23 protein-coding genes are annotated in these 23008 nt (G+C 33.8%); 19 read left to right on the forward strand and 4 right to left on the reverse strand.

What is annotated here, in order from left to right:
- The first annotated feature begins 7 nt into the window (after positions 1-7).
- The 11 genes from BHU33_RS00235 (at position 8) to tsaD (ending at position 8852) form a co-directional block, all read left to right on the forward strand.
- Positions 8-250 carry a YaaL family protein gene (locus BHU33_RS00235; RefSeq protein ID WP_054646397.1) on the forward strand — a complete coding sequence of 81 codons (243 nt, stop codon included), beginning with the start codon at positions 8-10 and terminating at the stop codon, positions 248-250.
- A gap of 150 nt (positions 251-400) precedes the next feature.
- Entirely contained in the window at positions 401-2338 is a 1938-nt protein-coding gene (locus BHU33_RS00240) for an ABC transporter ATP-binding protein/permease (RefSeq protein WP_054646398.1), read from the forward strand.
- Positions 2339-2467: 129 nt separating this feature from the next.
- On the forward strand, positions 2468-3100 hold the full coding sequence (tmk, locus tag BHU33_RS00245) for a dTMP kinase (protein WP_054646399.1): 633 nt from the start codon (positions 2468-2470) through the stop codon (positions 3098-3100).
- A gap of 11 nt (positions 3101-3111) precedes the next feature.
- Positions 3112-3438, forward strand: a complete 327-nt coding sequence (locus tag BHU33_RS00250) for a cyclic-di-AMP receptor (protein WP_054646400.1) — start codon at positions 3112-3114, stop codon at positions 3436-3438.
- Positions 3439-3441: 3 nt separating this feature from the next.
- Positions 3442-4464, forward strand: coding sequence for a DNA polymerase III subunit delta' (gene holB, locus BHU33_RS00255; protein WP_054646401.1), 1023 nt, complete (start codon positions 3442-3444; stop codon positions 4462-4464).
- Positions 4465-4485: 21 nt separating this feature from the next.
- Positions 4486-4812, forward strand: coding sequence for a DNA replication initiation control protein YabA (locus BHU33_RS00260; protein ID WP_065866296.1), 327 nt, complete (start codon positions 4486-4488; stop codon positions 4810-4812).
- A gap of 4 nt (positions 4813-4816) precedes the next feature.
- Positions 4817-5698, forward strand: coding sequence for a 16S rRNA (cytidine(1402)-2'-O)-methyltransferase (gene rsmI, locus BHU33_RS00265; RefSeq protein WP_054646402.1), 882 nt, complete (start codon positions 4817-4819; stop codon positions 5696-5698).
- A gap of 24 nt (positions 5699-5722) precedes the next feature.
- Complete coding sequence (locus BHU33_RS00270) at positions 5723-6475, forward strand: acyl-[acyl-carrier-protein] thioesterase (RefSeq protein WP_054646403.1); 753 nt, start codon at positions 5723-5725, stop codon at positions 6473-6475.
- 14 nt (positions 6476-6489) lie between these two features.
- Complete coding sequence (tsaB, locus tag BHU33_RS00275; RefSeq protein ID WP_054646404.1) at positions 6490-7215, forward strand: tRNA (adenosine(37)-N6)-threonylcarbamoyltransferase complex dimerization subunit type 1 TsaB; 726 nt, start codon at positions 6490-6492, stop codon at positions 7213-7215.
- Entirely contained in the window at positions 7199-7798 is a 600-nt protein-coding gene (locus tag BHU33_RS00280; RefSeq protein ID WP_054646405.1) for a GNAT family N-acetyltransferase, read from the forward strand. Before tsaB ends, BHU33_RS00280 begins: the two co-directional genes overlap by 17 nt.
- A gap of 19 nt (positions 7799-7817) precedes the next feature.
- Positions 7818-8852: a tRNA (adenosine(37)-N6)-threonylcarbamoyltransferase complex transferase subunit TsaD gene (tsaD, locus tag BHU33_RS00285; RefSeq protein WP_054646406.1), complete on the forward strand. Its 1035-nt coding sequence runs from the start codon at positions 7818-7820 to the stop codon at positions 8850-8852.
- Between the two features lie 45 nt (positions 8853-8897).
- Here the strand turns inward: tsaD and BHU33_RS00290 are convergent, their stop codons facing one another.
- Positions 8898-10847 carry an ABC-F family ATP-binding cassette domain-containing protein gene (locus BHU33_RS00290; RefSeq protein WP_225355256.1) on the reverse strand — a complete coding sequence of 650 codons (1950 nt, stop codon included), beginning with the start codon at positions 10845-10847 and terminating at the stop codon, positions 8898-8900.
- Between the two features lie 154 nt (positions 10848-11001).
- On the opposite strand from BHU33_RS00290, the gene BHU33_RS00295 reads away from it, so the two are divergent.
- The 4 genes from BHU33_RS00295 to BHU33_RS00310 all read left to right on the forward strand — a co-directional run bounded on the left by BHU33_RS00295 (position 11002) and on the right by BHU33_RS00310 (position 15711).
- Positions 11002-11637 (forward strand): redox-sensing transcriptional repressor Rex, encoded by a 636-nt coding sequence (locus BHU33_RS00295; protein WP_054646408.1) that lies wholly within the window; start codon positions 11002-11004, stop codon positions 11635-11637.
- A 145-nt stretch (positions 11638-11782) separates the two neighbouring features.
- Positions 11783-12067, forward strand: a complete 285-nt coding sequence (groES, locus tag BHU33_RS00300; RefSeq protein WP_054646409.1) for a co-chaperone GroES — start codon at positions 11783-11785, stop codon at positions 12065-12067.
- Between the two features lie 39 nt (positions 12068-12106).
- Positions 12107-13729 (forward strand): chaperonin GroEL, encoded by a 1623-nt coding sequence (groL, locus tag BHU33_RS00305; RefSeq protein ID WP_054646410.1) that lies wholly within the window; start codon positions 12107-12109, stop codon positions 13727-13729.
- A 143-nt stretch (positions 13730-13872) separates the two neighbouring features.
- On the forward strand, positions 13873-15711 hold the full coding sequence (locus BHU33_RS00310) for an APC family permease (protein ID WP_054646411.1): 1839 nt from the start codon (positions 13873-13875) through the stop codon (positions 15709-15711).
- A gap of 152 nt (positions 15712-15863) precedes the next feature.
- On the opposite strand, the gene lrgB is transcribed toward BHU33_RS00310, so the two are convergent.
- From lrgB to BHU33_RS00325, 3 genes are all read right to left on the reverse strand, one after another.
- Positions 15864-16601 carry an antiholin-like protein LrgB gene (lrgB, locus tag BHU33_RS00315; RefSeq protein WP_054646412.1) on the reverse strand — a complete coding sequence of 246 codons (738 nt, stop codon included), beginning with the start codon at positions 16599-16601 and terminating at the stop codon, positions 15864-15866.
- Positions 16602-16616: 15 nt separating this feature from the next.
- Entirely contained in the window at positions 16617-17033 is a 417-nt protein-coding gene (locus BHU33_RS00320) for a CidA/LrgA family protein (protein ID WP_054646413.1), read from the reverse strand.
- Positions 17034-17120: 87 nt separating this feature from the next.
- On the reverse strand, positions 17121-17762 hold the full coding sequence (locus tag BHU33_RS00325; RefSeq protein WP_054646414.1) for a YigZ family protein: 642 nt from the start codon (positions 17760-17762) through the stop codon (positions 17121-17123).
- 47 nt (positions 17763-17809) lie between these two features.
- Between BHU33_RS00325 and BHU33_RS00330 the strand changes: the two genes are divergently transcribed.
- From BHU33_RS00330 to secA, 4 genes are all read left to right on the forward strand, one after another.
- The gene (locus tag BHU33_RS00330; RefSeq protein WP_054646415.1) at positions 17810-19129 is read left to right on the forward strand and encodes a DEAD/DEAH box helicase; all 1320 of its coding nucleotides are present in this window, start codon (positions 17810-17812) and stop codon (positions 19127-19129) included.
- Positions 19130-19151: 22 nt separating this feature from the next.
- On the forward strand, positions 19152-19799 hold the full coding sequence (locus tag BHU33_RS00335; protein WP_141117410.1) for a ComF family protein: 648 nt from the start codon (positions 19152-19154) through the stop codon (positions 19797-19799).
- 91 nt (positions 19800-19890) lie between these two features.
- The gene (gene hpf, locus BHU33_RS00340) at positions 19891-20424 is read left to right on the forward strand and encodes a ribosome hibernation-promoting factor, HPF/YfiA family (protein ID WP_054646417.1); all 534 of its coding nucleotides are present in this window, start codon (positions 19891-19893) and stop codon (positions 20422-20424) included.
- Positions 20425-20605: 181 nt separating this feature from the next.
- Positions 20606-22972, forward strand: coding sequence for a preprotein translocase subunit SecA (gene secA, locus BHU33_RS00345; protein WP_054646418.1), 2367 nt, complete (start codon positions 20606-20608; stop codon positions 22970-22972).
- The last annotated feature ends 36 nt before the right edge of the window (positions 22973-23008 follow it).

Genomic DNA, 23008 nt, shown 5'->3' on the forward strand with positions numbered 1-23008 from the left:
GTAATGCATGTTTGGATTTAAAAGAAAAAATTTTGAAAAAATTTATGATGAAGAACTATTAAATTCAATTAATTATTTAAAACAGGATTGGGATCAAGCTAGGCAAACTGAACAAGCAGTTGCAGATGTTGATCAGCAACTGCTTGCACATACTGAACTTGCTAAACAAAAGTTTGAATTTATGTATCGTCAAGCACGCAAACGTAATATTAAGAATGATCGTATTCAACCAAATGTATATGACCGTTAATTTTCAATATAAATAAAAAAACATTTTAAATTTACATAAAAATTTAAAATGTTTTTTTATTTATATTTTTTATTGTTAAATTGATATTATATCATGTATAATATTAAAAAACGGAGTTCAACATAGTTTGTAATTTAGAAGGAGATAATAATGCCATATTTACAATTAAAAGACATTAAAAAATCATACCGAGTTGATAACCAGGATTTTCATGTTTTAAATGGAATCAATCTTAGTTTTGAACGCGGCGAATTTGTTTCAATTTTAGGAGAGTCTGGTGGTGGAAAAACAACATTAATGAATATCATTGCTGGTTTAGACAGCAACTATTCAGGTGATGTTCTTCTTGAAGGAAAATCTTTAAAACATGATACTGCTAAACAACTGGATGAATATCGTCGTAGTACGATTGGATTTATATTTCAAAGTTTTAATTTGATTAGTCATTTAACTGTTCGTGATAATGTCATGGTGTCATTGGAAATGACGACTTTATCTCATAAACAACAGGAAAAACGAGCTGATGAATTATTAACTAAAGCTGGTTTAGCAGATCATGCTAATAAATACCCTAATCAGTTATCTGGTGGACAAAAGCAGCGAGTTTCGATTGCTAGAGCCTTGGCAGCTGATCCAGACATCATTATTGCCGATGAACCTACGGGAGCATTAGACGCTAAAAATACTGATGATATTTTAAAGTTGATGAATGAGATTGCCGAAGACGGCAAACTTGTGATTGCTGTAACTCATTCTCAAATTGTTGCTAACTATGGGACACGAATTGTTCATTTGGCAGACAGTTTAATTGATGAAGATAAAGAATTAAAACCTCCTTATCCGATTCCAAAGGAAAAACGTCCTTTTAAATCAAAAGTTGCAAGTGCAGGTTCAATTGCAATGATGGCATGGCAGCACTTTAGGTATAATTTAAAACGAAACTTACTGATAATGTTTGGAGCTGCCATTGGGATTTTTAGTGTTGTGATTATGTTAGGACTAGGCAATGGAGCCAAAGGATATATTAATCATGAAATTTATTCTGAAATTAATCCTAATACGATTCAAGTAACTACTAAAGCTGCTAATGATGATCAAGCTAACAAAGTTAATTTAACTAGTCATGATGAAAAGCAAATCAAAAAAATCAAACATGTTAAAAGTGTTCAAAAAGGTTATTACTCTATGAGTGGCGGACAGTTAAAGGCTGGTAACAAAACCACTGATCTTTCGGGATTACAGACTTATGATGGTACGATTAAAAAGAAAAACATAAAATCTGGAACGACGCCTGGCAAAGGTGAGATTTTGATTAATAAAGATGAAGCCATGAAGTTCAATAAACATCATCCATATGATATGACAGGTAAAACTATTACTTTGTATGTAAATGCATCTAGTGATAAATCTAAACCAAAAGTTTTACAACAACAGGTTAAGGTTAGTGGGGTAACTAATTCTACTCATGGTGTTGATGCAATTTCATATGATACTTTGAAATCAATGTACCAAAATAATGGATTAAAATTTAGTCCTAATTATTTAGCAGTTGATATTTCTGGTGGCGTTAGCAATGTTCAACCAGTTCAAGATGCAATTAAATCATTGAAGAGCAGTGATGGTAAATCTGATTTTCAAATTACTGGTGCTGGAAGTATTGTTTCTACATTAAATACTTATGTTAATTTAGCAGTTGCTGTCTTAACTTCAATTGCTGCCATTTCTTTATTGGTTTCAGCAATTATGATTATTGTGGTATTGTATATCAGTGTTTCAGAACGAACCAAAGAAATTGGGGTATTACGGGCACTTGGATTTACTAAAAGAAATGTAAGAAATTTGTTCATTTTTGAAGCATTTTTCTTAGGATTATTCTCAGCTATTTTAGCTGATATCTTAGCTTATTTAGCAGAGTTTGGGATTAATCATTTGACAAATTCGACTATTCATTATTCTTTGATGCAGATTAGTCCAGGAAATGCAATTTTTGGAATTGTAATTTCAGTTGTCATCTGTTTATTGGCTGCCTTAGCACCAGCTCATAAAGCGGCAAAAGTTGATCCAGTCGTTAGTTTAAGTGCTGAATAATTATAAGAAAAAGACTGATTTTTTAATCAGTCTTTTTTGTTTAAAGATAAATTAGCATACACTGTCAAAATAGACATTGAATTTAACTTAAAGTACAATTAATGTAGAAAATGATGGGAATGATCACTAATGGATGGACAATTTATTACTTTTGAAGGCAATGATGGTGCTGGTAAAACAACTGTTTTAAACCGAATTATTGAGATTTTACAACCTAAATTGGGCAACCAATTAGTAACTACTAGAGAACCTGGCGGAAATTTAGTTTCGGAAAAAATTCGTAATATTATTATGAACAATGAAATGGATGCTCGTACGGAAGCTCTTTTGTTTGCAGCTGCTCGTCGCGAACATTTGGTGCGAAAGATAATTCCAGCTCTTGAACAGCATAAATTAGTTTTATGTGATCGTTATGTTGATAGTTCAGTTGCATATCAAGGAGCTGGTCGGAAAATTGGTAAAAAGCAGATTGCTGACATGAATCAATTTGCAACTAATCATGTGATGCCAAACTTGACAATTTACTTTGATGTTCCAGTTGAAGTTGGACTTAAGCGAATTATGCAGCATCGTACCAATGAAATTAATCGGTTAGATCGCCAACAACATGATTTTTATATCAGAGTGCATGACGCCTATGATGAAATTGCTCAATCCAATCCCAAACGAGTTGTAAAAGTGGATGCAACAAAGCCAGTTAATGAGGTCGTTGCAAACGTATTAAAAATTATAAAGCAGCGTTTCCCACAATATTTTGAATAGAGGAGATTATAATGAAATTAGTGCTTGCCATTGTTCAAGAAAAAGATGTCCCAAAATTACAATCAGAATTAAATAAACAAAAAATTATTGCCACCCAACTACCAACCAAAGGCGGATTTTTAAAATCTAAAAATTTGACTTATTTTATTGGAGTTGACGATGAACGAGTTCCTGAAGTTCTTGATATTATCAAAGCAGCTTGTCAATCGCGAAAACAATATGTTACTCCACCAATCAGCTTAGCGGGAAGTATTAGTGACAATTCATATCCAGTTGAAGTACAAGTGGGAGGGGCAACTGTCATGGTACTTCCAGTTGACAGTTTCCATCGCTTTTAAAAGATGCCAGTTACTAAAGCACAACAACTAATTAAACAAGCTAAAAATGATCAAAAGCAAATTATTTCACATTTAATGTCCGTGGTTGCCAAAGGTGATTTGAGTCACGCTTATTTATTTTCTGGATCAGCTGGACTAGGCAAGCTAGCGATAACAAAGGTTATTGCAATGCGTCTTTTTTGCATAAATGTACAAGATGATGGGTATCCCTGCGGAATTTGTAATGAATGCTTACGAATTTCAAATAATGAACACCCAGATGTGCTTGTATTAGCACCTGACGGACAAAGTATTAAAGTTGAACAAATAAGATTGCTGAAGCGTGAATTTTCTAAAAGTGCTGTTGAGGGTAATCGAAAAGTTTTTATTATTGATGATGCCGATTTAATGACAACTAGTGCTTCCAATAGCTTACTTAAATTTATTGAGGAGCCAGTTGGGAATGTTAATTCATTTTTGTTGACGGATGATTATCATAAACTATTGGATACGATTGTTTCTCGAACTCAGCTAATTGAGTTTCCAAAAGTTAATCGGGTAGCATTAGTAAATTATCTTGAAAAACAGCAGCTAACCAAAACTGAGATTAACCTTGCATTGAAATTAACCAGTGATCTCAATGAAATCAATCGTTTATGCGAAGATAACTGGCTAACTAAAATGAAACAACAAGTTGAAGAGTGGTTTACAAAATTAGCTCATAAAGATTATCAAGCATTTCCCTTGATTCAAACTAATATGATGCCGTTAATTCGTGATCGCCAAGATCAAAAAGTTACACTTAATATGATGTGTTTAATATTTAGGGATGTTTTTAACGTTAAGTTTAAAAACACGCCTGCCAATGAATTGGCCTTCGGAAATATTTATGATTTGATTAAACAAACGGGAAATCAATTGTCAGATAATCAATTACTCAGTATCATTGAAGATATCCTGATAAATGCTAGAAAACAAAATATTAACGTTGGTTTTCAAAGTATTTTAGAAGTTGTGACTTTGGATTGTTTGAACTTTATGAGATAACAAATGAAAGGAACGACCAAATTGAATACAAATAAAATGGATGAAGGAATGGATAATCTTACCATTCAATTTGAACAAATGGTCACTAAGATTTCCGAAATGCGTGGGAAAGTAAATACTATTTTGGAAGAAAACACCGAATTGAAAATTGAAAATGAACATCTCAGAGAGTTACTTAACTCTTCTAAAAATAAAAATAAAGGTGTTCAAGAGTTATCGATGTCGAAAAAGAACTTAGAAAAACTTTATAATCAGGGATATCATATTTGTAATCAATATTATGGTAAACGGCGAATGAAAAATGAAAGTTGTATTTTCTGTACTGATATTATTTATGGAGAAAGGTAAGTAGATGACTTTACAAACGCAAATGAGTTTTGCAAATAGCGAATCTGGAAAGTTATATTTGGTACCAACTCCAATTGGTAATTTAGAGGATATGACGATTCGAGCAATCAATGTGCTTAAATCAGTAGATTTAATTGCTGCTGAGGATACTCGTAATACGCAAAAGTTACTCAATCATTTTGAAATTAAAACCAAAAAAATTAGTTTTCATGAGCATAATACTGAATCAAGAGCACCTGAATTGATTGAGAAGTTAAAAGCGGGACTTACCATTGCGCAGGTAAGTGATGCAGGAATGCCGTCAATTAGCGATCCCGGCCATGAATTGGTAGAACAATGTATTGCAGCTGATATTCCGGTCATCAGTGTTCCAGGAGCAAGCGCAGGCTTAACTAGTCTAATAGCTTCAGGGTTAAAGCCACAACCATTTTTATTTTATGGATTTTTGAAGCGTAAGCCAAAGGATCAAGTCGAAGAACTACAAAATTTAGCCGACGAATATCCAACTTTGATTTTTTATGAATCTCCCTATCGGGTAAAGAAAACTTTAGCTAATATGAAAAAGGTATTTGGTAATCGTCAAGCAGCTCTAGGACGCGAATTAACTAAAAAATATGAAGAATACGTTCGTGGCGGGATTGATGACTTGGTTAAATGGACTGAGGATAATCAAATGCGTGGGGAATTTGTGATTTTAGTGGCAGGAAACACAAATAATAATGAAAAGACTAAAACAGAGTATGATGAAATAAAAAAATTACCCGTTGAAGAGCAAGTACAAACATTGATTGATCGTGGAAACAAACCCAATGCAGCGATTAAGCAAGTGGCAAAGTTGAATCAATTAGTACGTCAGGATGTTTATAATCAATTTCATCATATTTAAAGGAAAATAATTAGGAGTATTTTTATGGCAGGTACAATTTTTTCAGAAAATTATCGAATTGCAAATTTCGAAACCGACATTAGAAGTGATGTGACACTCCAATATTTGCTTGATGTAATCGTTCAAGTTTCAGAAGATCAATCGCAAAATCTTCAAGTGGGGACTAATATTGTGCAGCAAAGTGGCGTTACCTGGGTAGTAATTCAATATGATGTTGATATTAATCGACTTCCTAAAGCAAACGAATCTGTTAAAATTCAAACTCAAGGTACTAGTTATACGAGAAACTTTGCTGATCGTCATTTTTGGATTCGTGATATGGATGATAATATTTTAGTTTCGGTTAATAGTTTATGGGTCATGATGAATTTAGATACTCGTAAAATGGTTAAAATCGATGTTGATGTGGTTACTCCATATGGAAGCGATAAAGTTAAACGAATTGAAAAAATGCGTAAAATTAAAAAGATTGAAGGTATAGATCCAATTGAAATGAAGTATCCAGTTTGTTTTACGGATATTGATTTTAACGGACATGTCAGCAATACTAGATATATTGGTTGTATGAGCAATACTTTAGATTATGACTTTTTAAAGAATCATGTAGCAACTAAATTTAGTGTTAAATTTGCTGATGAAGTTCGTTATGGGGATCATGTAGTTAGTCAGGCAGAAATCGTGGAAGCAGATGACAACCATGCCGTGACTGCTCATCAAATTTTAGTTGCTGGGAAAATTAAATCGGTTGCTCAAATTGAATGGAAAAAAACTAATTAAAAGAAGTGAAATAAATGAAGGTCCTAGCGTTAGATACATCCAACCGTCCGTTGTCGGTATCAGTTTTAAATTATGATAAAGTTTTGGCAACTACTACTATTACAACGCAAAGAAAACATGCAGCTTATGCTATGCAAACTATTGAAGATTTAGTTAAAGTAGCGAAGTTAAAGCCTAGTGATTTAGATCGAGTCGTTGTAGCACAAGGTCCGGGTTCATATACAGGATTACGAGTAGCAGTCACAATTGGTAAAGTGTTGTCTGATACTTTAAAGATTGATTTAGTGGGTATTTCCAGTTTGTTAGCACTTTCCTTAAATGTGGAAAAAGAAGGCCAATTAGTTGCTCCAACATTTGATGCTCGCAATGATATTTTGTTTACAGGTTTGTATCGAATTACCTCAAATGGACCAAAAAGTGTTTTACCTGATCAACATATTTCATTTGAAGAATGGTTAAAACAACTCGATCAATTTGATGAATCAATTGTTTTTGTAGGTGAAGATGTTGCTAATTTTAAAGCTCGATTGCAAGCCCATTTTGGAACTAACTTTAAGTCAGTCGTTGGAATTGATAATTTACCACAAGCTGCTAGAATTGGTATCTATGGAGAGCAACAACGTCCGGTTAGTGATATAGATACATTTGTTCCAGATTATTTGAGATTGACACAAGCCGAATCAGATTGGCAAAAATTACATCCAGGAGAAGGGCACGAATCATATGTTGAACAAGTTTAAAGAATGGTATCGCAAAAATGTTAATGATAAAAATGAAACTAAAATTAAAGAAGCATTAGAATTTAAAAATCGATTTGTTAATATTTGTGGAAATACTTATTTTTTAGGTAAAGGAATGATTGCTGATCTTCCAGACATTATTCGTGTTGATAAAGCTGCTTATGGAAATGAAATGAAGTGGACTAAAGCTCAATTTAAAACGCAATTAAACAATAATAAAGATCGTTTTTATTTGATTTTACGAAAAGATGACGAATTAGTTGGCTTTATTTGTATTTCAATCTCACGTGACAATAAGTGTTGTCAAATTCAAAATGTAGCGGTGTTACCTAAATTTCAACATCAAGGATTGAGTTATTTTTTGATAACGACTATTATTGAACGAGCTCGTGAAATGGAACTAAATTGTGTCTTCTTTATTTGTCAAGTTGGTCATATTAAAACTCAGGATTTATTTAAGGATCTGGGATTTGTACAAGTAGAAGTTAAACCTAATTACTATGATGATGGTGAGAATGCGATTGTTTTACGGTTAAATCTAGACAAAAAAAATTACTTAGCTTCAAATAACTTTGGAAGATAAGATGGTGAAGTGATTAATAATGAAAAATGAAAATAGTTTGATTTTATCATTTGAGACTAGTTGTGATGAAACTAGCGTGGCAGTCATCAAAAATGGTAAAGAGATTCTTTCTAATATTGTGGCTACACAAATAAAAAGCCACCAACGATTTGGTGGTGTAGTTCCAGAAGTCGCCAGCCGCCATCATATTGAACAAATTACAATTTGTCTTAATGATGCCTTACAAAAGGCTGGAGTTACATATTCTGACTTAACTGGAGTTGCTATTACATATGGTCCAGGATTGGTAGGATCATTGTTAGTAGGAATCACTGCTGCTAAAGTGGTTGCTTGGGCGCATCAATTACCATTGATTCCGGTCAATCATATTGCTGGACATATTTACGCAACTAATTTTGACCATCCAATTGAGTTTCCAGCGTTGGCTTTGGTAGTTTCAGGTGGACACACGGAGTTAGTGTGGATGCCGAAAGAAGGCGAATTTAAAATTATTGGTGAAACTCGCGATGATGCTGCTGGTGAGACTTATGACAAGATTGGGCGAGTGCTGGGAATTAATTATCCTGCAGGACCTCAAGTAGATCAGATGGCACATCTAGGTCATGATACCTTTGCGTTTCCACGTGCAATGGAAAAAAATGATAATTTTGATTTTAGTTTTAGTGGCTTAAAAAGTGCTTTTATTAATACAGTTCATCATGCAGATCAAATTAATGCAACGTTGGATAAAAATGATTTAGCTACTAGTTTTCAACAGGCAGTCATTGATGTTTTGGTTAGTAAGGCTATGCGGGCATTAGATAAATATCCGGCAAAGGAATTTATCTTAGCAGGTGGTGTAGCTGCTAATCGAGGACTACGTGAAAGATTGGATCAAGAATTAGAAAAGCGTGATGTTGAATTTGTCAAAGCACCATTAAAATTGTGTGGAGATAATGCCGCTATGATTGGAGCTGCAGCAGAAATGTTACAACGTCATGGTGCCAAAGCAGATATGTCATTGAATGCTAATCCAGGTCTTGAATTCGAATGGGCTGAAAATGAAGAAGAATAAAAAATGAGCGTCGCACTATAATCAAGTGTGACGCTCATTTTTTATTTAATTAATTTCTTCTAATTTTAGATTAGCATTTTCCCATGCTGTTTCAGCTTGTTCTTGTTGGTGATTAATTTTTTCCAACTGAGTTTGTAAATCTTGACTTTTAGTTCGATCATTATAGTTTTCAGGTAAAGTCATTTGTTTTTCAAGTTCTTTTTTATCAATTTCAATTTGGTTTAATTGGGTTTCTAAATCTGCAATATTTCTTTTCAACTTTCGAATTTCTCGTTGTTGTGTTTTTTTATCCTGATAACGTTGTTTAGTTTCAGTTAAATTAGAAACTTGTTTTGTTATATCTGATTTTTTCTGTTGCTCATGTTCAGAAATTTCTTGCTCTTCGTTTTTTTTAGCTTTGTAATAGTCGTAGTTTCCTATATAAACTTTTGATCCATTAGGACTAAGTTCTAAAATGTGAGTGGCTAATTTATTAATAAAATAACGATCATGAGAAACAAATAAAATCGTACCTTGAAACTGTAGAAGGGCTTTTTCTAAAACATTAATACTTTCGATATCTAAATGATTGGTTGGTTCATCTAAAATTAGAAAATTATCACGATTCATGGATAGTTTAGTTAAAAGTAACCTTGCTTTTTCACCACCTGATAGATTAGCAACACTTTTTTCCACATCATTACCACTAAATAAGAAACTCCCAAGAATGGAACGAATCTCGCCTTCAGGGGTAGTTGGATAATCATCCCAGAGTTCATGTAAGACATCTTTTTGAGGATGAAGACTAGCTTGTTGCTGATCATAATAACCAATACTTACGCCTGTTCCAAATTGAACCGTCCCTTTGATTTTAGGTAGTTGACCTAAAATTGTTTTTAATAAAGTTGATTTTCCAATTCCATTGGGACCAAAGACGGCCATTCGTTGATAACGTTTTAAATGAATGTTGATGGGATAACTTAAAACTTGGTCTTGGTATCCAATCGCTAGATTGTCGACATCTAAAACTACATTTCCGCTTTTTCGTTCAGGATTAAACCTGAACTTAGCAGTTTTATGAGTATGACTAGGTTTATTAAGAACTTCCATTTTATCTAATTGTTTTTGCCGCGATTGTGCTCTTTTGGTAGTAGAAGCTCTTACAATATTTTTTTTAACAAATTCTTCTTCTTTTTTGATTTTTTTCTGTTGTTTTTCAAAATCTTTTTCAGCAATGCTTTGACGATGAATTTTTTCTTTAGTGAAATTACTGTAATTGCCTTTATAGTAATCTATCTTTCCATTGTCTAGATTATAGATTTCATTCACAACTTTATCCATAAAGTAACGGTCGTGAGAAATAATTAAGAGTGCGCCATTATAGGCTTGTAAATAATTTTCCAACCAGTCTGTAGTTTCCATATCGATATGATTAGTTGGTTCATCAAGAACTAATAACTGTGGTTTTTCTAGCAAAAGTTTGGCAATGGCAAGGCGAGTTTGTTGGCCACCAGAAAGTTCATTTATTTTGCGATTAAAGTCGATTTCTTTAAAACCAAAGCCGCTCAAAACTGTTCTGATTTCTGCTTTATAACCATATCCATTTCGTCTAGTGAAATCAGCTTGTAGTTCATCATAACTTTTTGAAACTTCTGCTAATTTTTTTGGATTTTCAATAGTTGCTTGGTTACTGATTTCTACTTCAAGTTTGTGAAGTTTCTGTTCTTCTTTAATAAGATCAGCAAAAGCTGTTTCCATTTCATCTAAAATTGATTTATCAGAATGTAGCCCAGTATTTTGTGGGAGATAACCAATGCTTAAGTTTTTCTTTTTGGTAATTGTCCCTTCGCTGACTGCTTCAATACCAATCAACATTTTTAAAATAGTTGATTTACCAGCCCCATTTTGACCTACTAGCCCAATATGACTTTTTTCACTAATAGTTAAATTGATATTTTTAAATAACGTTTCGCCATTAAATCTTTTAGTTAGATTATTGGCTTGTAATATAATCACGAAGACACCTGCTTTCTGTGATAATTTTATCATATTCTAAGCAAAAGCCTGTTTAATAAATAAGTAGATTTTCACAAACTTTGGTTTTCTTGTTTATTTTTGTGGTAAACTTAATAATACTAGGATTTTATAATAATAAAAGGAGTATGAATTAATGGTAGAAACAAAAATCCCGCGTGCAACCGCTAAACGGTTACCGTTATATTATCGTTATTTAAATACTCTTCATGACGATGGTAAAACGCGAGTTTCTTCTACAGAATTAGCAGATGCTATTCACGTTGATTCAGCCACTATTCGAAGAGATTTTTCTTATTTTGGCGCTTTAGGCAAACGTGGTTATGGGTATGATGTTGACAACTTGATGGAATTCTTTAAGAATATTTTACATCAGGATCGTCTTACAAATGTGGCCTTAGTTGGAGTTGGTAACTTGGGACATGCGCTGCTTAATTTTAATTTTCACCAAGATAGTAATATTCGTATTTCTGCAGCTTTTGATGTTAATCCTAAAAACATTAATACCATTCAAGGGGGAGTTCCAATTTATCCCATGAGTCAAATGGTAACTCAATTAAAAGAACAACAGATTAGTGTTGTGATTTTAACGGTTCCATCAGATGTGGCTCAAGAAGTTGCTAATCAAGTTGCTAAAGCGGGAGTAAAGGGAATTCTTAATTTTACTTCAATTCGATTATCAGTTCCTGACGATATCCGGGTTCATAACGTTGATTTAACTAATGAATTACAAACTTTAATTTACTTTATTGATCATTATGATCAAAAATAGTAGCAAGCATTCTAATTAACTAGAATGCTTTTTATTTTGGGCAAAATTCTTGCAATAAATTGGCGATGGCGATATATTAATAATGTAGTTAGCACTTGAATAGTTTGAGTGCCAAAATAAAATGGAATTAATTGGAGGGATTATCATGTTACAACCACTTGGTGATCGTGTGATTATTGAAGTTCAAGATCAAGAAGAAAAATCAATCGGTGGAATTGTGTTAGCTGAAAATGCTAAGCAAAAACCAACGCAAGGAAAAGTAGTTGCTGTTGGTGAAGGCCGAGTTCTTGATAATGGTACGAAGGTTGCTCCAGTAGTTAAAACTGGAGATTTGGTTATGTTTGACAAGTATGCAGGTACCAAAGTTGAATATGATGAAAATTCATACTTGGTAATGCACGAAGGCGACTTACTCGCAATTATTAAATAAAAATTAAATGATTAAAAATAATATTATGAGGTGATTAAAATGGCTAAAGAAATTAAATTTTCTGATGATGCTAGAAGCTCAATGCTTAAAGGTGTTGATAAATTAGCAGATACAGTTAAGACTACTATGGGTCCTAAAGGTCGTAACGTTGTTTTAGAAGAAACTGCTGGTGATCCAACAATCACTAACGATGGTGTTACAATTGCTAAATCAATTAGTTTGCCTGACCATTTTCAAAATATGGGAGCTAAGTTAGTATCTGAAGTTGCATCAAAAACTAACGATGTTGCTGGTGATGGTACTACAACTGCTACTGTTTTGACACAAGCAATCGTTAAAGAAGGTATGAAGAATGTTACTGCTGGTGCAAATCCAGTTGGTGTTCGCCGTGGAATTGAAAAAGCTACTGAAACAGCTGTTGCCAGTCTTCACAACATGAGTCACAAAGTTGAAAACAAAGATGATATTGCTCAAATCGCTTCTATTTCATCTGCAAGCAAGAAAGTCGGTAGCTTAATTGCTGAAGCAATGGAAAAAGTTGGTAAAGATGGGGTAATTACCATCGAAGATTCTAAAGGGGTTGATACCAGCTTAGACGTTGTTGAAGGAATGGAATTTGATCGTGGTTACATGTCACAATACATGGTAACTGATCAAGAAAAGATGGAAGCTGATCTTGATAATCCATATATCTTGATTACTGATAAGAAGATTAACAACATGCAAGATATCATGCCATTGTTACAATCAGTAGTTGAACAAGGTCGTTCATTATTAATTATTGCCGACGATATTGGTGGCGAAGTTCTTCCTACTTTGGTATTGAACAAAATGAGAGGTACCTTTAATGTAGTTGCAGTTAAAGCTCCTGGATTCGGTGATCGTCGTAAGGCTCAACTTCAAGATATTGCTGTTTTGACTGGTGCTACTGTTATTAGTGATGATCTTGGACTTGAATTAAAAGACACTACTGTTGATCAATTAGGTCAAGCAAACAAGGTTAATGTTACCAAAGATACAACTACTATCGTTGAAGGTAAAGGAAACCAAGATGCAATTGCTAAACGAGTTGCTGAAATTAAAACTCAAATTGCCGCTGCAACTTCTGATTTTGACAAAGATAAATTGCAAGAACGTTTAGCTAAGCTAGCTGGCGGAGTTGCAGTTGTCAAAGTTGGAGCTGCTACTGAAACTGAATTAAAAGAACGTAAATACAGAATTGAAGATGCCTTGAATGCAACTAGAGCCGCTGTTGAAGAAGGATTCGTTCCCGGTGGTGGAACTGCATACATTAACATCTTGAAAGACGTTGCTGCTATCAAAGCAGAAGGTGACGAACAAACTGGTGTTGATATCGTTCTTCGTGCACTTGAATCACCAGTTAAGCAAATTGCTGAAAATGCTGGAGTTGATGGTGCGGTAATCGTTGATCATTTGAAACAAGAAAAACCAGGTATTGGCTACAATGCTGCAACTGGTAAATTCGAAGACATGATTGCTGCTGGCGTTGTTGATCCAACCAAGGTTAGTCGTTCTGCTCTTCAAAATGCTGCATCTGTTTCATCATTGTTACTAACAACTGAAGCAGTCGTTGCTGATAAACCAGAAGAAAAAGATGATACTCCTGCAATGCCACAACCAGGTATGCCAGGAATGATGTAATTAAACTATAATAAGAAAGTCCACTTTTAAAAGTGGGCTTTCTTTTTTTATTCAGTTGGTGATTTTTACCAAAAATATAGTACAATAAGAGTCACATGCTTTTAATAGAAGAGGCAAATTAACGAATTATAGGAGTAATGTTCATGTGGCGATATTTAAAAAGATTAATTATCGGTCGTCCACTCAAAAGTGATGATGAGTCTGGACAATCCTTAACTAAGTTTAGTGGTTTGGCTTTGTTATCATCTGATGCTTTGTCATCAGTTGCTTATGGTACGGAGCAGATTACAGCAGTTTTGATTACGTTATCAACTGCAGCTTTGATGTATCAAATGTGGGTGGCATTGCTAGTGTTGGTACTATTAGCGGCCATTACCTTGTCATATCGACAAATTATTTATGCTTATCCATCTGGTGGAGGAGCATATGTGGTAGCACGAACTAACTGGGGTGAGGGCGCTGGGTTAGTTGCTGGTGGTTCATTACTGGTTGATTATATGTTAACCGTGGCGGTTTCTACTACATCTGGAACAGAGGCAATTACGTCTGCCTTACCGTCGCTGTATAATTATCAAGTTCCTATTGCAATCTTTATTGTGGTATTTATCATGGTATTAAATTTGCGTGGAATGAAAGATTCAGCTACTTTTCTAGTTGTTCCCGTGTATCTTTTTATTTTCATGATTGTTTTCATGATTATTTTAGGCGGTTACAATATTTTAACTGGTAAAATTACATATCATGCATATGCTCCATTAAATGCTTCCGTTAAGGGAATGACACTGTTACTGTTCTTTAAAGCATTCTCTTCTGGATCATCCTCACTTACTGGAGTTGAAGCGATTAGTAATGCGGTGCCTAACTTTAAACCACCGAAACGAAAGAATGCTGCGAATACTTTAGCCTTAATGGCAACGATTTTGGCCGTTTTCTTTGCTGGAATTACATTTCTAAGTTACTACATGGGAATTATTCCGGGAGCAAAAGATACTGTTCTTTCTCAAATCGGTGTTGGTGTCTTTGGACATGGATTCTTATATTATGTATTACAAATGGCAACTGCCTTAATTTTAGCGGTGGCTGCTAACACTGGTTTTTCTGCTTTCCCAATATTGGCATATAATATGGCCAAAGATAAGTATCTACCTCATGCTTATTTGGATAAAGGTGATCGACTTGGATATTCAAACGGAATTATTTCATTAGCCATTGGTGCAATTGTTTTAATTTTAATTTTTAATGGTAAAACTAATCTTTTGATTCCGTTATATGCAGTTGGGGTTTTCGTTCCCTTTACACTTTCTCAATCAGGAATGATTGTTCACTGGTTACACCATAAAGAGGGATTTTGGCCTGGGAAGATGTTAATTAACTTCATCGGAACCATCATTTCTATAATGTTAGTTGTCTTCTTATTCGCCCTTCATTTTGGAGATGTTTGGTCATATCTAATCATTATGCCTTTGATTTTGTATATGTTTTATCGGATTCACAATCACTATATGCAGGTAGCCAAACAACTGCGCGTTAAGAATGCAAATTCTAAAGCAGTCATTAAGAATTATGATGGATCGACTGTGATTGTATTGGTTGGTAATGTCACGCAAATGACTCATGATGCGATTAGCTATGCTAAATCGATTGGTGACCAAGTAGTGGCAGTCCATGTGGCTTTTAATTCTGACCCAGAACATGAGAAAAGAAATGAAGCTAAATTTAAGAAAGAATATCCTGATATTCGATTTGTTAGTATTCATACTTCTTATCGTTCGCTTAATGATCCAGTATTACGTTTTTGCGATGTTATTTCTCGAAAAGATGAAGAAATTAATTATTCGACTACTGTTTTGGTACCGCAATTTGTACCTAAACATCATTGGCAACAAGTATTGCATAATCAAAGTGGATTGAGATTACGAGCTGCTTTGAATTCTAGACAAAATATAATTGTGGCCACTTATAATTTCCATTTAAATAATTAAAATATAATAATTTATATAAAAACACCCACATCATTGATGTGGGTGTTTTTATACTATGAAATGAAAATGCATTAAAATAATGAATCATATTTGTAAACAATTTTGCTTGATTTTATGAAAATCTAGCAAAATTTATTTACTGAATATTTTAATTATAAATGAACTAGGTTTGCAAAGAGTGGCACCACAATGTCAACTACTATGGAAATAATAACTACCGAAATAGCAGCCATTGAACCCTCAATTGGTCCTAATTCCAAAGCTTTGGCAGAGCCTAATGTATGTCCAGCAGTTCCTAGTCCTAATCCAATTCCGATTGGATTTTTTAGTCGAAAAATTTTGATCAGCCAGTCACCAATGGCATAAATAATAACAGCGTTTAATATACATGCCATTGCAGTAATTGCAGGAATACCATGAATTCCTTGTGCAATTGGCATTGCTACAGCAGTGGTAGCTGCTTGAGGTAACATGGAAGCAATCGCAGCTTGATTTAAACCAATTAATTTTGAAACAAAATACATAATGACGACAGAAATTCCTAAACCGATAATTAATGATAAAACAATTTCTAGCCAGTACTTTTTAACGATATCATTACGTTTGAAAAGTGGAATTGCAAAAGCAATTGTTGCTGGATATAAAAACCAGAAAATGATGTCACCACCAGGTTTATATAAATTAGTATAAATCCAAGTAATATTAATATTAGTAGATTTTGCAATTAACCATAAAATAAAGATCCCTAATACCATACTGACAAATAAGGGTTGAAAAAGGAAAAATCCATGTGTCTTTTTAAACAGGAAGTCACCAATTAAATAAACAACTAGTGAAAGGGCGATTCCAAACATTGGTGTACCTAAAAATTTTAATAATTCTGCTTGCATCAACTTGGCTCCTTTTTATTTTAATTCATCTTTTTTACCAAATATTTTGTTACGCAACCAAATCAAAAAGGTTGCGACTAAGGCAACAGATACTAACATGACAACTGTTGAAATAATAATCATGATTACTAATTGCACTCCAGATTGTTTCATAATGTCTAGTGAAGCTGCTAATTGAATTCCAGATGGAACAAATAAAAATGCTAGAATACCAATTAAAAAGTTGCTTAATTTTTCAATTTGTTCCGGTTTAATAATTTTAAATGTAAGTAAAAGATATAAGATGATTAATCCAACAACTGGTGCGGGGACAGGGAAATTTTTGGGGAAAAGGGATGAAATTAAGTAAGAGACAAATAAAATAACAGCAAAAATTCCCATTTGAACAATGATTGAAGTTTCTGATTTTTTTGGTTTTGATTTATTTTCCATAATGGACTCCTTTATTCAAAATATGTGACTTAATTCACAATGATATTAATTATATCAAACTTAATTCAAAATACAATTTCATGATATTCATTTAGAACGATAAGGGATTTCAAAGTATTCATCATGTTCTTTCTTGATTTTGACGTCGCCAGCTAATAAATTAGTAATCTTAGTTTGAAACGATTCGATTTGATTAGCTGCTACCGCTGTTGTTATTTCTATCTCTTTTCCATATTGGGTATCGTAAATTATAAAATTATTTTTCTGTAAAAAGTATTGTAGTTTGTCGTTCAATTTGTAAGAGACGGTAAGTTTTATTCTAGTTTGTAATATTTTTTCAACAATTCCGGTTTGTTCAATTACCTGTGAAGCAGAATTACTATAAGCACGAATTAATCCACCAGCACCTAATTTAATTCCACCAAAGTATCGAGTTACAACAATGGCAGTATCATGTAAATTATTTTTCTTTAAAACCTCTAAAATTGGTACTCCGGCTGTTCCACTAGGTTCACCATTATCACTTTCACGTTGGATTTCATCATGTTTGCCACTTAAGTAAGCAAAGCAGTTATGATTAGCTTTCTTATTAGCTAGTGAAATATTTTGAATAAATTCTTTTGCTTCTTTTTCGGAGTTAACCCGACTAATCGATGCAATAAATTTTGATTTTTTTATATCAATTTCGTGTGAACAACTGTTAGCAATTGTTAAAAACTTATTTTCCATTTTGATTTAGTTCCTTATATTACGTATTTATTTGTGAGGTGAGTTATTTGATTGATAATGAGATAGAAATAGCAGGTCGATTCGTTCCTGCTGATGATTTAGCGGAGAGGCTGTTACAACATCATAAAATTGATTTGGTGCCAGCTATTACTATTCACAAAGCCTATATTCATTGTACTAGATGCGGAAGTGATTGTGAAAAGAGTGCAGCACGAATCTCAGACACAATTTATTATTGTTTTGAATGTGTTAATTTAGGGAGATTAGATAGCACGATGAAACTTGCTGCTTTTCCGGAAATTAACCAATTTAAAGAAATTGATTTTCCGCTGACATGGAAAGGAAAATTAACTGAGTTACAACAGCAATGCTCTAATCAGGTAGTACAGGCATTTAAGAAACAGCAGGATTTGTTGTTATGGGCAGTAACCGGAGCCGGTAAAACTGAGATTTCGTTTGCAGGAATTGAATGGGCTCTGCAACAACAACTTCGAGTGGCAATTGCATCACCCCGTGTAGATGTATGTGTTGAGTTATTTCCAAGATATCAAGAGGCGTTTCAAGATACCTCAATGATACTTTTACATGGGAAAAGTACTGAAAAATATCAGTATCGGCAACTAACTATTTGCACTACACATCAATTATTACGATTTAAACAAGCTTTTGATATTTTGATTTTGGATGAAGTAGATGCATTTCCGTTTGCTAATAATCCAATGTTAGAAATGGCAGCTAAACGAGCAGTTAAAGTTACTGGCTGCCGCTTATTAATGACGGCAACTCCTAGCAAAGACTTACTCCAGCATTATCAGACGACTTATTTGCCACTTCGCTTTCACCGTCATTTATTGCCGCAAATGAAACTTCATCTCTGCTTTAATTGGAACATCAAAATTTATCAGGGTAAATTACCTGCTAAATTTGTAAGAATGGTATTACAAAAAATCAAAATGGGTCAGCGATTTTTGATATTTGTACCTCGAATTAAAGATTTAGCAGTAGTCGATCGAGTTTTATCTAAAAAGTATCAGGGAAAAAGATGTTGGGAAACAGTTTATGCAGGAGATGAACAACGAATGGAAAAAGTACAAATGATGCGTTCAGAACAGGTTCAGTTTTTGATTACCACGACGATTTTGGAACGTGGAGTCACTTTTCCAGGAATTGATGTGATGATTTTGGGTGCTGATGAACGTTCATTTTCAGTAGCATCACTAGTACAAATTGCAGGGCGAGTAGGCAGAAAAGCAACTCGTCCCTTTGGAAATGTGGACTGTTTTATTGGGGGTTATTCAAAAAATGTGACACTAGCACGGCAACAGATTGCCGAAATGAATCGCAGAGGTCGAAAAATTGAAGGATAGTTGCTTATGGTGTGGAGGTTTTGTGAATAGCACGTTATCTATTCATTTTATGTTAAGTTTTAAACCGTTTGTGACTCGTTATCTTTGTTTACATTGCGAAAAATTATTTCAGCCTATGCTTTCTGAAAAACATTGTTTTCAATGTGGTCGGATTCAGTCGATAAATGAACTTTGTGAAGATTGTTTAAAATGGAATCAAGTGAAGTCATTTAAGTTAATTAATCAATCATTATATTCTTACGATGGTGTTATCAAAGAATACATTGACCGTTATAAATTTCAAGGAGATTATCGGTTACGCAAGCTGGTTGCTACTCAGATAACTGAATTAATAAAAAAGTATGAGGTAGTAGTTCCAATTCCAATTAATCAAGTAACCATGGGAGTTAGAAAATTTAATCAGGTTACAGGATGGTTGGAAGAAGTTAATTACACTATGGTATTGACTGCCAAACCGAAGTTAAAAGCGCAATTTCAAAAAAACAGATCAGAGCGGTTACAAACACAGCAACCATTTGCGATGAATGAAAAATATGTTGAAATGATAAAGCAAAAACAAATTTGCTTGGTCGATGATATCTATACAACTGGAACCACTTTACATCATGCGGCTCAGCTTTTGCTTGATAACGGCGCTCAAAGTGTTCGAAGTATTACACTTGCACGGTAGGTCATTGTTATTTAAGGATTTATTAACTATAATAGAAATAACGATTGTTAGAGATAGAGTGATTAGTGTCAGTTGTAAAGGGGATTTTAAAATGTTATCTTTTAATGTTAGAGGAGACGATGTCGACGTTACTGACGATGTTCGCGAATATATTTCAGATCATGTTAGTAAAATTGACGATTATTTTGAAGATGGCGTTAGTGCCGTTGCACATATTAATTTAATTGGTTACAAAAACAACGATGTAAAAGCTGAAATAACCATTATTTTTCCATTTTTATTGTTACGAGGTGAGGCAACATCTGCTGATATTAATATCAGTATTGATGCTGCAATTCAAAAGATCGAACAGCAGATTAAAAAATACAAAGAAAAAATTAATGAAAAAGCAAAAATCCGTGGAGAAAAAACAATCTTTAAAACCGATGGCGCTGATCCAATTAAGCTTAAAGTGGTACGGAAAAAGCGAATTCCCTTAAAACAAATGGATTCTGATGAAGCAATCTTACAAATGAATTTGTTGGATCATGATTTTTATGCTTTTAAGGATATTAATAATGAGACAATTGATATTGTTTATCGTCGTAAAGATGGTGAATATGGATTAATTACTACTGAAAGTTAGTTATTTAGTAGTTAAACCCCGAAAGATGACTAACTAGTCGCTTCTTTCGGGGTTTTCTTGTCACTAGAGTGGCGCCATTTACTCTTGTTTTTAATTATCAAAATAAAATGTTAAGATATAAAGTATTAGTATAAACAAAATAACGTTAATTAAAATGAAACAATTGAGGAGAAATTAATCGATGGCAACAAATGTTTTAAAAAAATGGGTAGAAAGCGATAAGCGCCGAGTTAAACAGCTTGGTAAAATTGCCGATAAGGTAAGTTCCTACTCAACAAAATATCGTAAATTAAGTGATGAAGAATTAAAAGCAAAAACTCCAGAATTTAAAAAACGTTTTCAAGATGGCGAATCATTAGACGACATGCTTCCAGAAGCGTTTGCCGTTGCTCGTGAAGGAGCTCGTCGAGTTTTAGGACTTAATCCATTTAGAGTGCAGATTATGGGTGGAATTGTTCTTCATGAAGGTAACATTGCTGAAATGAAAACTGGTGAAGGGAAAACTTTAACAGCTACGATGCCAGTTTATTTAAATGCTTTGTCTGGCAAGGGTGTTCATGTGGTTACGGTTAATGAGTATCTTTCTGAACGTGATGCCGAACAAATGGGTCAATTGTATAATTGGCTTGGTTTGACAGTTGGTGTTAATAAAGCTGATATGGGTCCGGATGAAAAACGTGCTGCTTATGATGCGGATATTACTTATTCAACTAATAGTGAAATTGGATTTGATTATTTGCGGGACAATATGGTTGTTTACAAAGAAGAACGGGTTCAACGTCCGTTAAACTTTGCTTTAGTTGATGAAGTTGACTCAATTTTAATTGATGAAGCTCGGACGCCTTTGATTATTTCCGGTCAAGCCCAGGGGTCAAACGAACTTTATAAACAGGCGGATCGTTTTGCCAAAACGTTAACTGCTAAAGACGACTATAAAGTTGATTTAGAAACTAAAACCGTTTCTTTAACCGAACAAGGAATTAAAAAAGCAGATAAATTTTTTAATTTAAAGAATATTTATGATACTGATAATACCGCTTTAACTCATCATTTAGACCAAGCTTTACGAGCTAATTATGTCATGGAACGTGATAAAGATTATGTGGTTAAAGATGATGAGGTTTTAATTGTAGATTCCTTTACTGGACGAATTATGGACGGACGTCGTTTTTCTGATGGACTGCACCAAGCTTTAGAAGCTAAGGAAGGCGTTACAATTCAAGAAGAAAGTAAGACAATGGCAAACATTACTTACCAAAACTTGTTTAGACGTTACCATAAACTAGCCGGAATGACTGGAACTGCTAAAACCGAACAAGAAGAATTTCGTGAAATTTACAATATGAATGTTGTTGCAATTCCAACTAATAAACCTGTTATCCGAGTTGATGAATCGGATGTTTTATATCCAACCTTGAAATCAAAATTTGATACAGTAATTGAAAAAGTTAAAGTTTTGCATCGTCGTGGACAACCAATTTTATTAGGGACTGTGGCGGTTGAAACTTCTGAATATTTGTCCCAGAGACTTGATGAAGAGAAAATTCCACATGTAGTTTTGAATGCTAAAAATCATGCTAAAGAAGCAGATATTGTTGCAAATGCAGGTCAAAAAGGTGCGGTTACGATTGCAACCAATATGGCTGGTCGTGGTACTGATATTAAACTTGGACCTGATGTAATTGGTTTAGGCGGTTTAGCAGTGATTGGAACTGAACGTCACGAATCGCGAAGAATTGATAATCAGTTGCGTGGTCGTGCTGGACGACAAGGTGATCCAGGTTATTCACAATTTTATCTTTCACTAGAAGATGATTTGATGCGTCGTTTTGGATCCGATCGAATTAAAAACGTCTTAAAAACCTTAAAAGTTGAAGATGACGATGCCGTAATTCGTAGTCGGATGATCACTAAGCAAGTTGAATCAGCTCAAAAGCGAGTTGAAGGTAATAACTATGATTCTCGAAAAAATGTTTTAAAATATGATAATGTTATGTCTGAACAGCGTGATGTAATCTATGGTGAAAGAAACCGTGTGATTGAAGAAACCGATTCTTTGAAGTGGGTTCTAATGCCTATGATTGAAAGAACTATTGACAGAATTGTAGATTTGCATACTCAAGGCGATAAAAAGAATTGGGACCTTGATACAATTCTTGATTTTGCTATCAGCTCATTAGTTAGTCCAAATGAAATTGGCATTGAAGATTTACAAAATAAATCTGCTAAAGAAATTAAACAATACCTAATGAAATTAGCTGAAAAATCATATGATGAAAAAACTAAGGAACTTCAAGATCCAAGTCAAATTCTTGAATTTGAAAAAGTTGTTATTTTAAGAGTGGTTGATTCACATTGGACTAATCATATTGATGCAATGGATCAATTGCGGGAATCAATTGGTTTACGTGGTTATGGTCAGTTAAATCCACTAGTTGAGTATCAGCGTGAAGGTTATAGAATGTTTGAAGAAATGGTAGCAGACATTGATTATGATGTTACCCGTTTATTTATGAAGGCTGAAATTAGACAAAATATTCAAAGATAAGCAAAAATACGAAGGACTGCGGTTCTTCGCTTTTTT

Origin of the sequence: Fructilactobacillus lindneri DSM 20690 = JCM 11027 (assembly GCF_002907375.1) — a bacterium.
In the GTDB taxonomy this organism is placed as follows: Bacteria; Bacillota; Bacilli; order Lactobacillales; family Lactobacillaceae; genus Fructilactobacillus; species Fructilactobacillus lindneri.

Coding starts and splice junctions, on each gene's coding strand:
- BHU33_RS00235 (WP_054646397.1), top strand. CDS start 8: ATGTTTGGATTTAAAAGAAAAAATTTTGAAAAAATTTATGATGAAGAA.
- BHU33_RS00240 (WP_054646398.1), top strand. CDS start 401: ATGCCATATTTACAATTAAAAGACATTAAAAAATCATACCGAGTTGAT.
- tmk (WP_054646399.1), top strand. CDS start 2,468: ATGGATGGACAATTTATTACTTTTGAAGGCAATGATGGTGCTGGTAAA.
- BHU33_RS00250 (WP_054646400.1), top strand. CDS start 3,112: ATGAAATTAGTGCTTGCCATTGTTCAAGAAAAAGATGTCCCAAAATTA.
- holB (WP_054646401.1), top strand. CDS start 3,442: ATGCCAGTTACTAAAGCACAACAACTAATTAAACAAGCTAAAAATGAT.
- rsmI (WP_054646402.1), top strand. CDS start 4,817: ATGACTTTACAAACGCAAATGAGTTTTGCAAATAGCGAATCTGGAAAG.
- BHU33_RS00270 (WP_054646403.1), top strand. CDS start 5,723: ATGGCAGGTACAATTTTTTCAGAAAATTATCGAATTGCAAATTTCGAA.
- tsaB (WP_054646404.1), top strand. CDS start 6,490: ATGAAGGTCCTAGCGTTAGATACATCCAACCGTCCGTTGTCGGTATCA.
- BHU33_RS00280 (WP_054646405.1), top strand. CDS start 7,199: ATGTTGAACAAGTTTAAAGAATGGTATCGCAAAAATGTTAATGATAAA.
- tsaD (WP_054646406.1), top strand. CDS start 7,818: ATGAAAAATGAAAATAGTTTGATTTTATCATTTGAGACTAGTTGTGAT.
- BHU33_RS00295 (WP_054646408.1), top strand. CDS start 11,002: ATGGTAGAAACAAAAATCCCGCGTGCAACCGCTAAACGGTTACCGTTA.
- groES (WP_054646409.1), top strand. CDS start 11,783: ATGTTACAACCACTTGGTGATCGTGTGATTATTGAAGTTCAAGATCAA.
- groL (WP_054646410.1), top strand. CDS start 12,107: ATGGCTAAAGAAATTAAATTTTCTGATGATGCTAGAAGCTCAATGCTT.
- BHU33_RS00310 (WP_054646411.1), top strand. CDS start 13,873: ATGTGGCGATATTTAAAAAGATTAATTATCGGTCGTCCACTCAAAAGT.
- lrgB (WP_054646412.1), bottom strand. CDS start 16,601: ATGCAAGCAGAATTATTAAAATTTTTAGGTACACCAATGTTTGGAATC.
- BHU33_RS00320 (WP_054646413.1), bottom strand. CDS start 17,033: ATGGAAAATAAATCAAAACCAAAAAAATCAGAAACTTCAATCATTGTT.
- BHU33_RS00325 (WP_054646414.1), bottom strand. CDS start 17,762: ATGGAAAATAAGTTTTTAACAATTGCTAACAGTTGTTCACACGAAATT.
- hpf (WP_054646417.1), top strand. CDS start 19,891: ATGTTATCTTTTAATGTTAGAGGAGACGATGTCGACGTTACTGACGAT.
- secA (WP_054646418.1), top strand. CDS start 20,606: ATGGCAACAAATGTTTTAAAAAAATGGGTAGAAAGCGATAAGCGCCGA.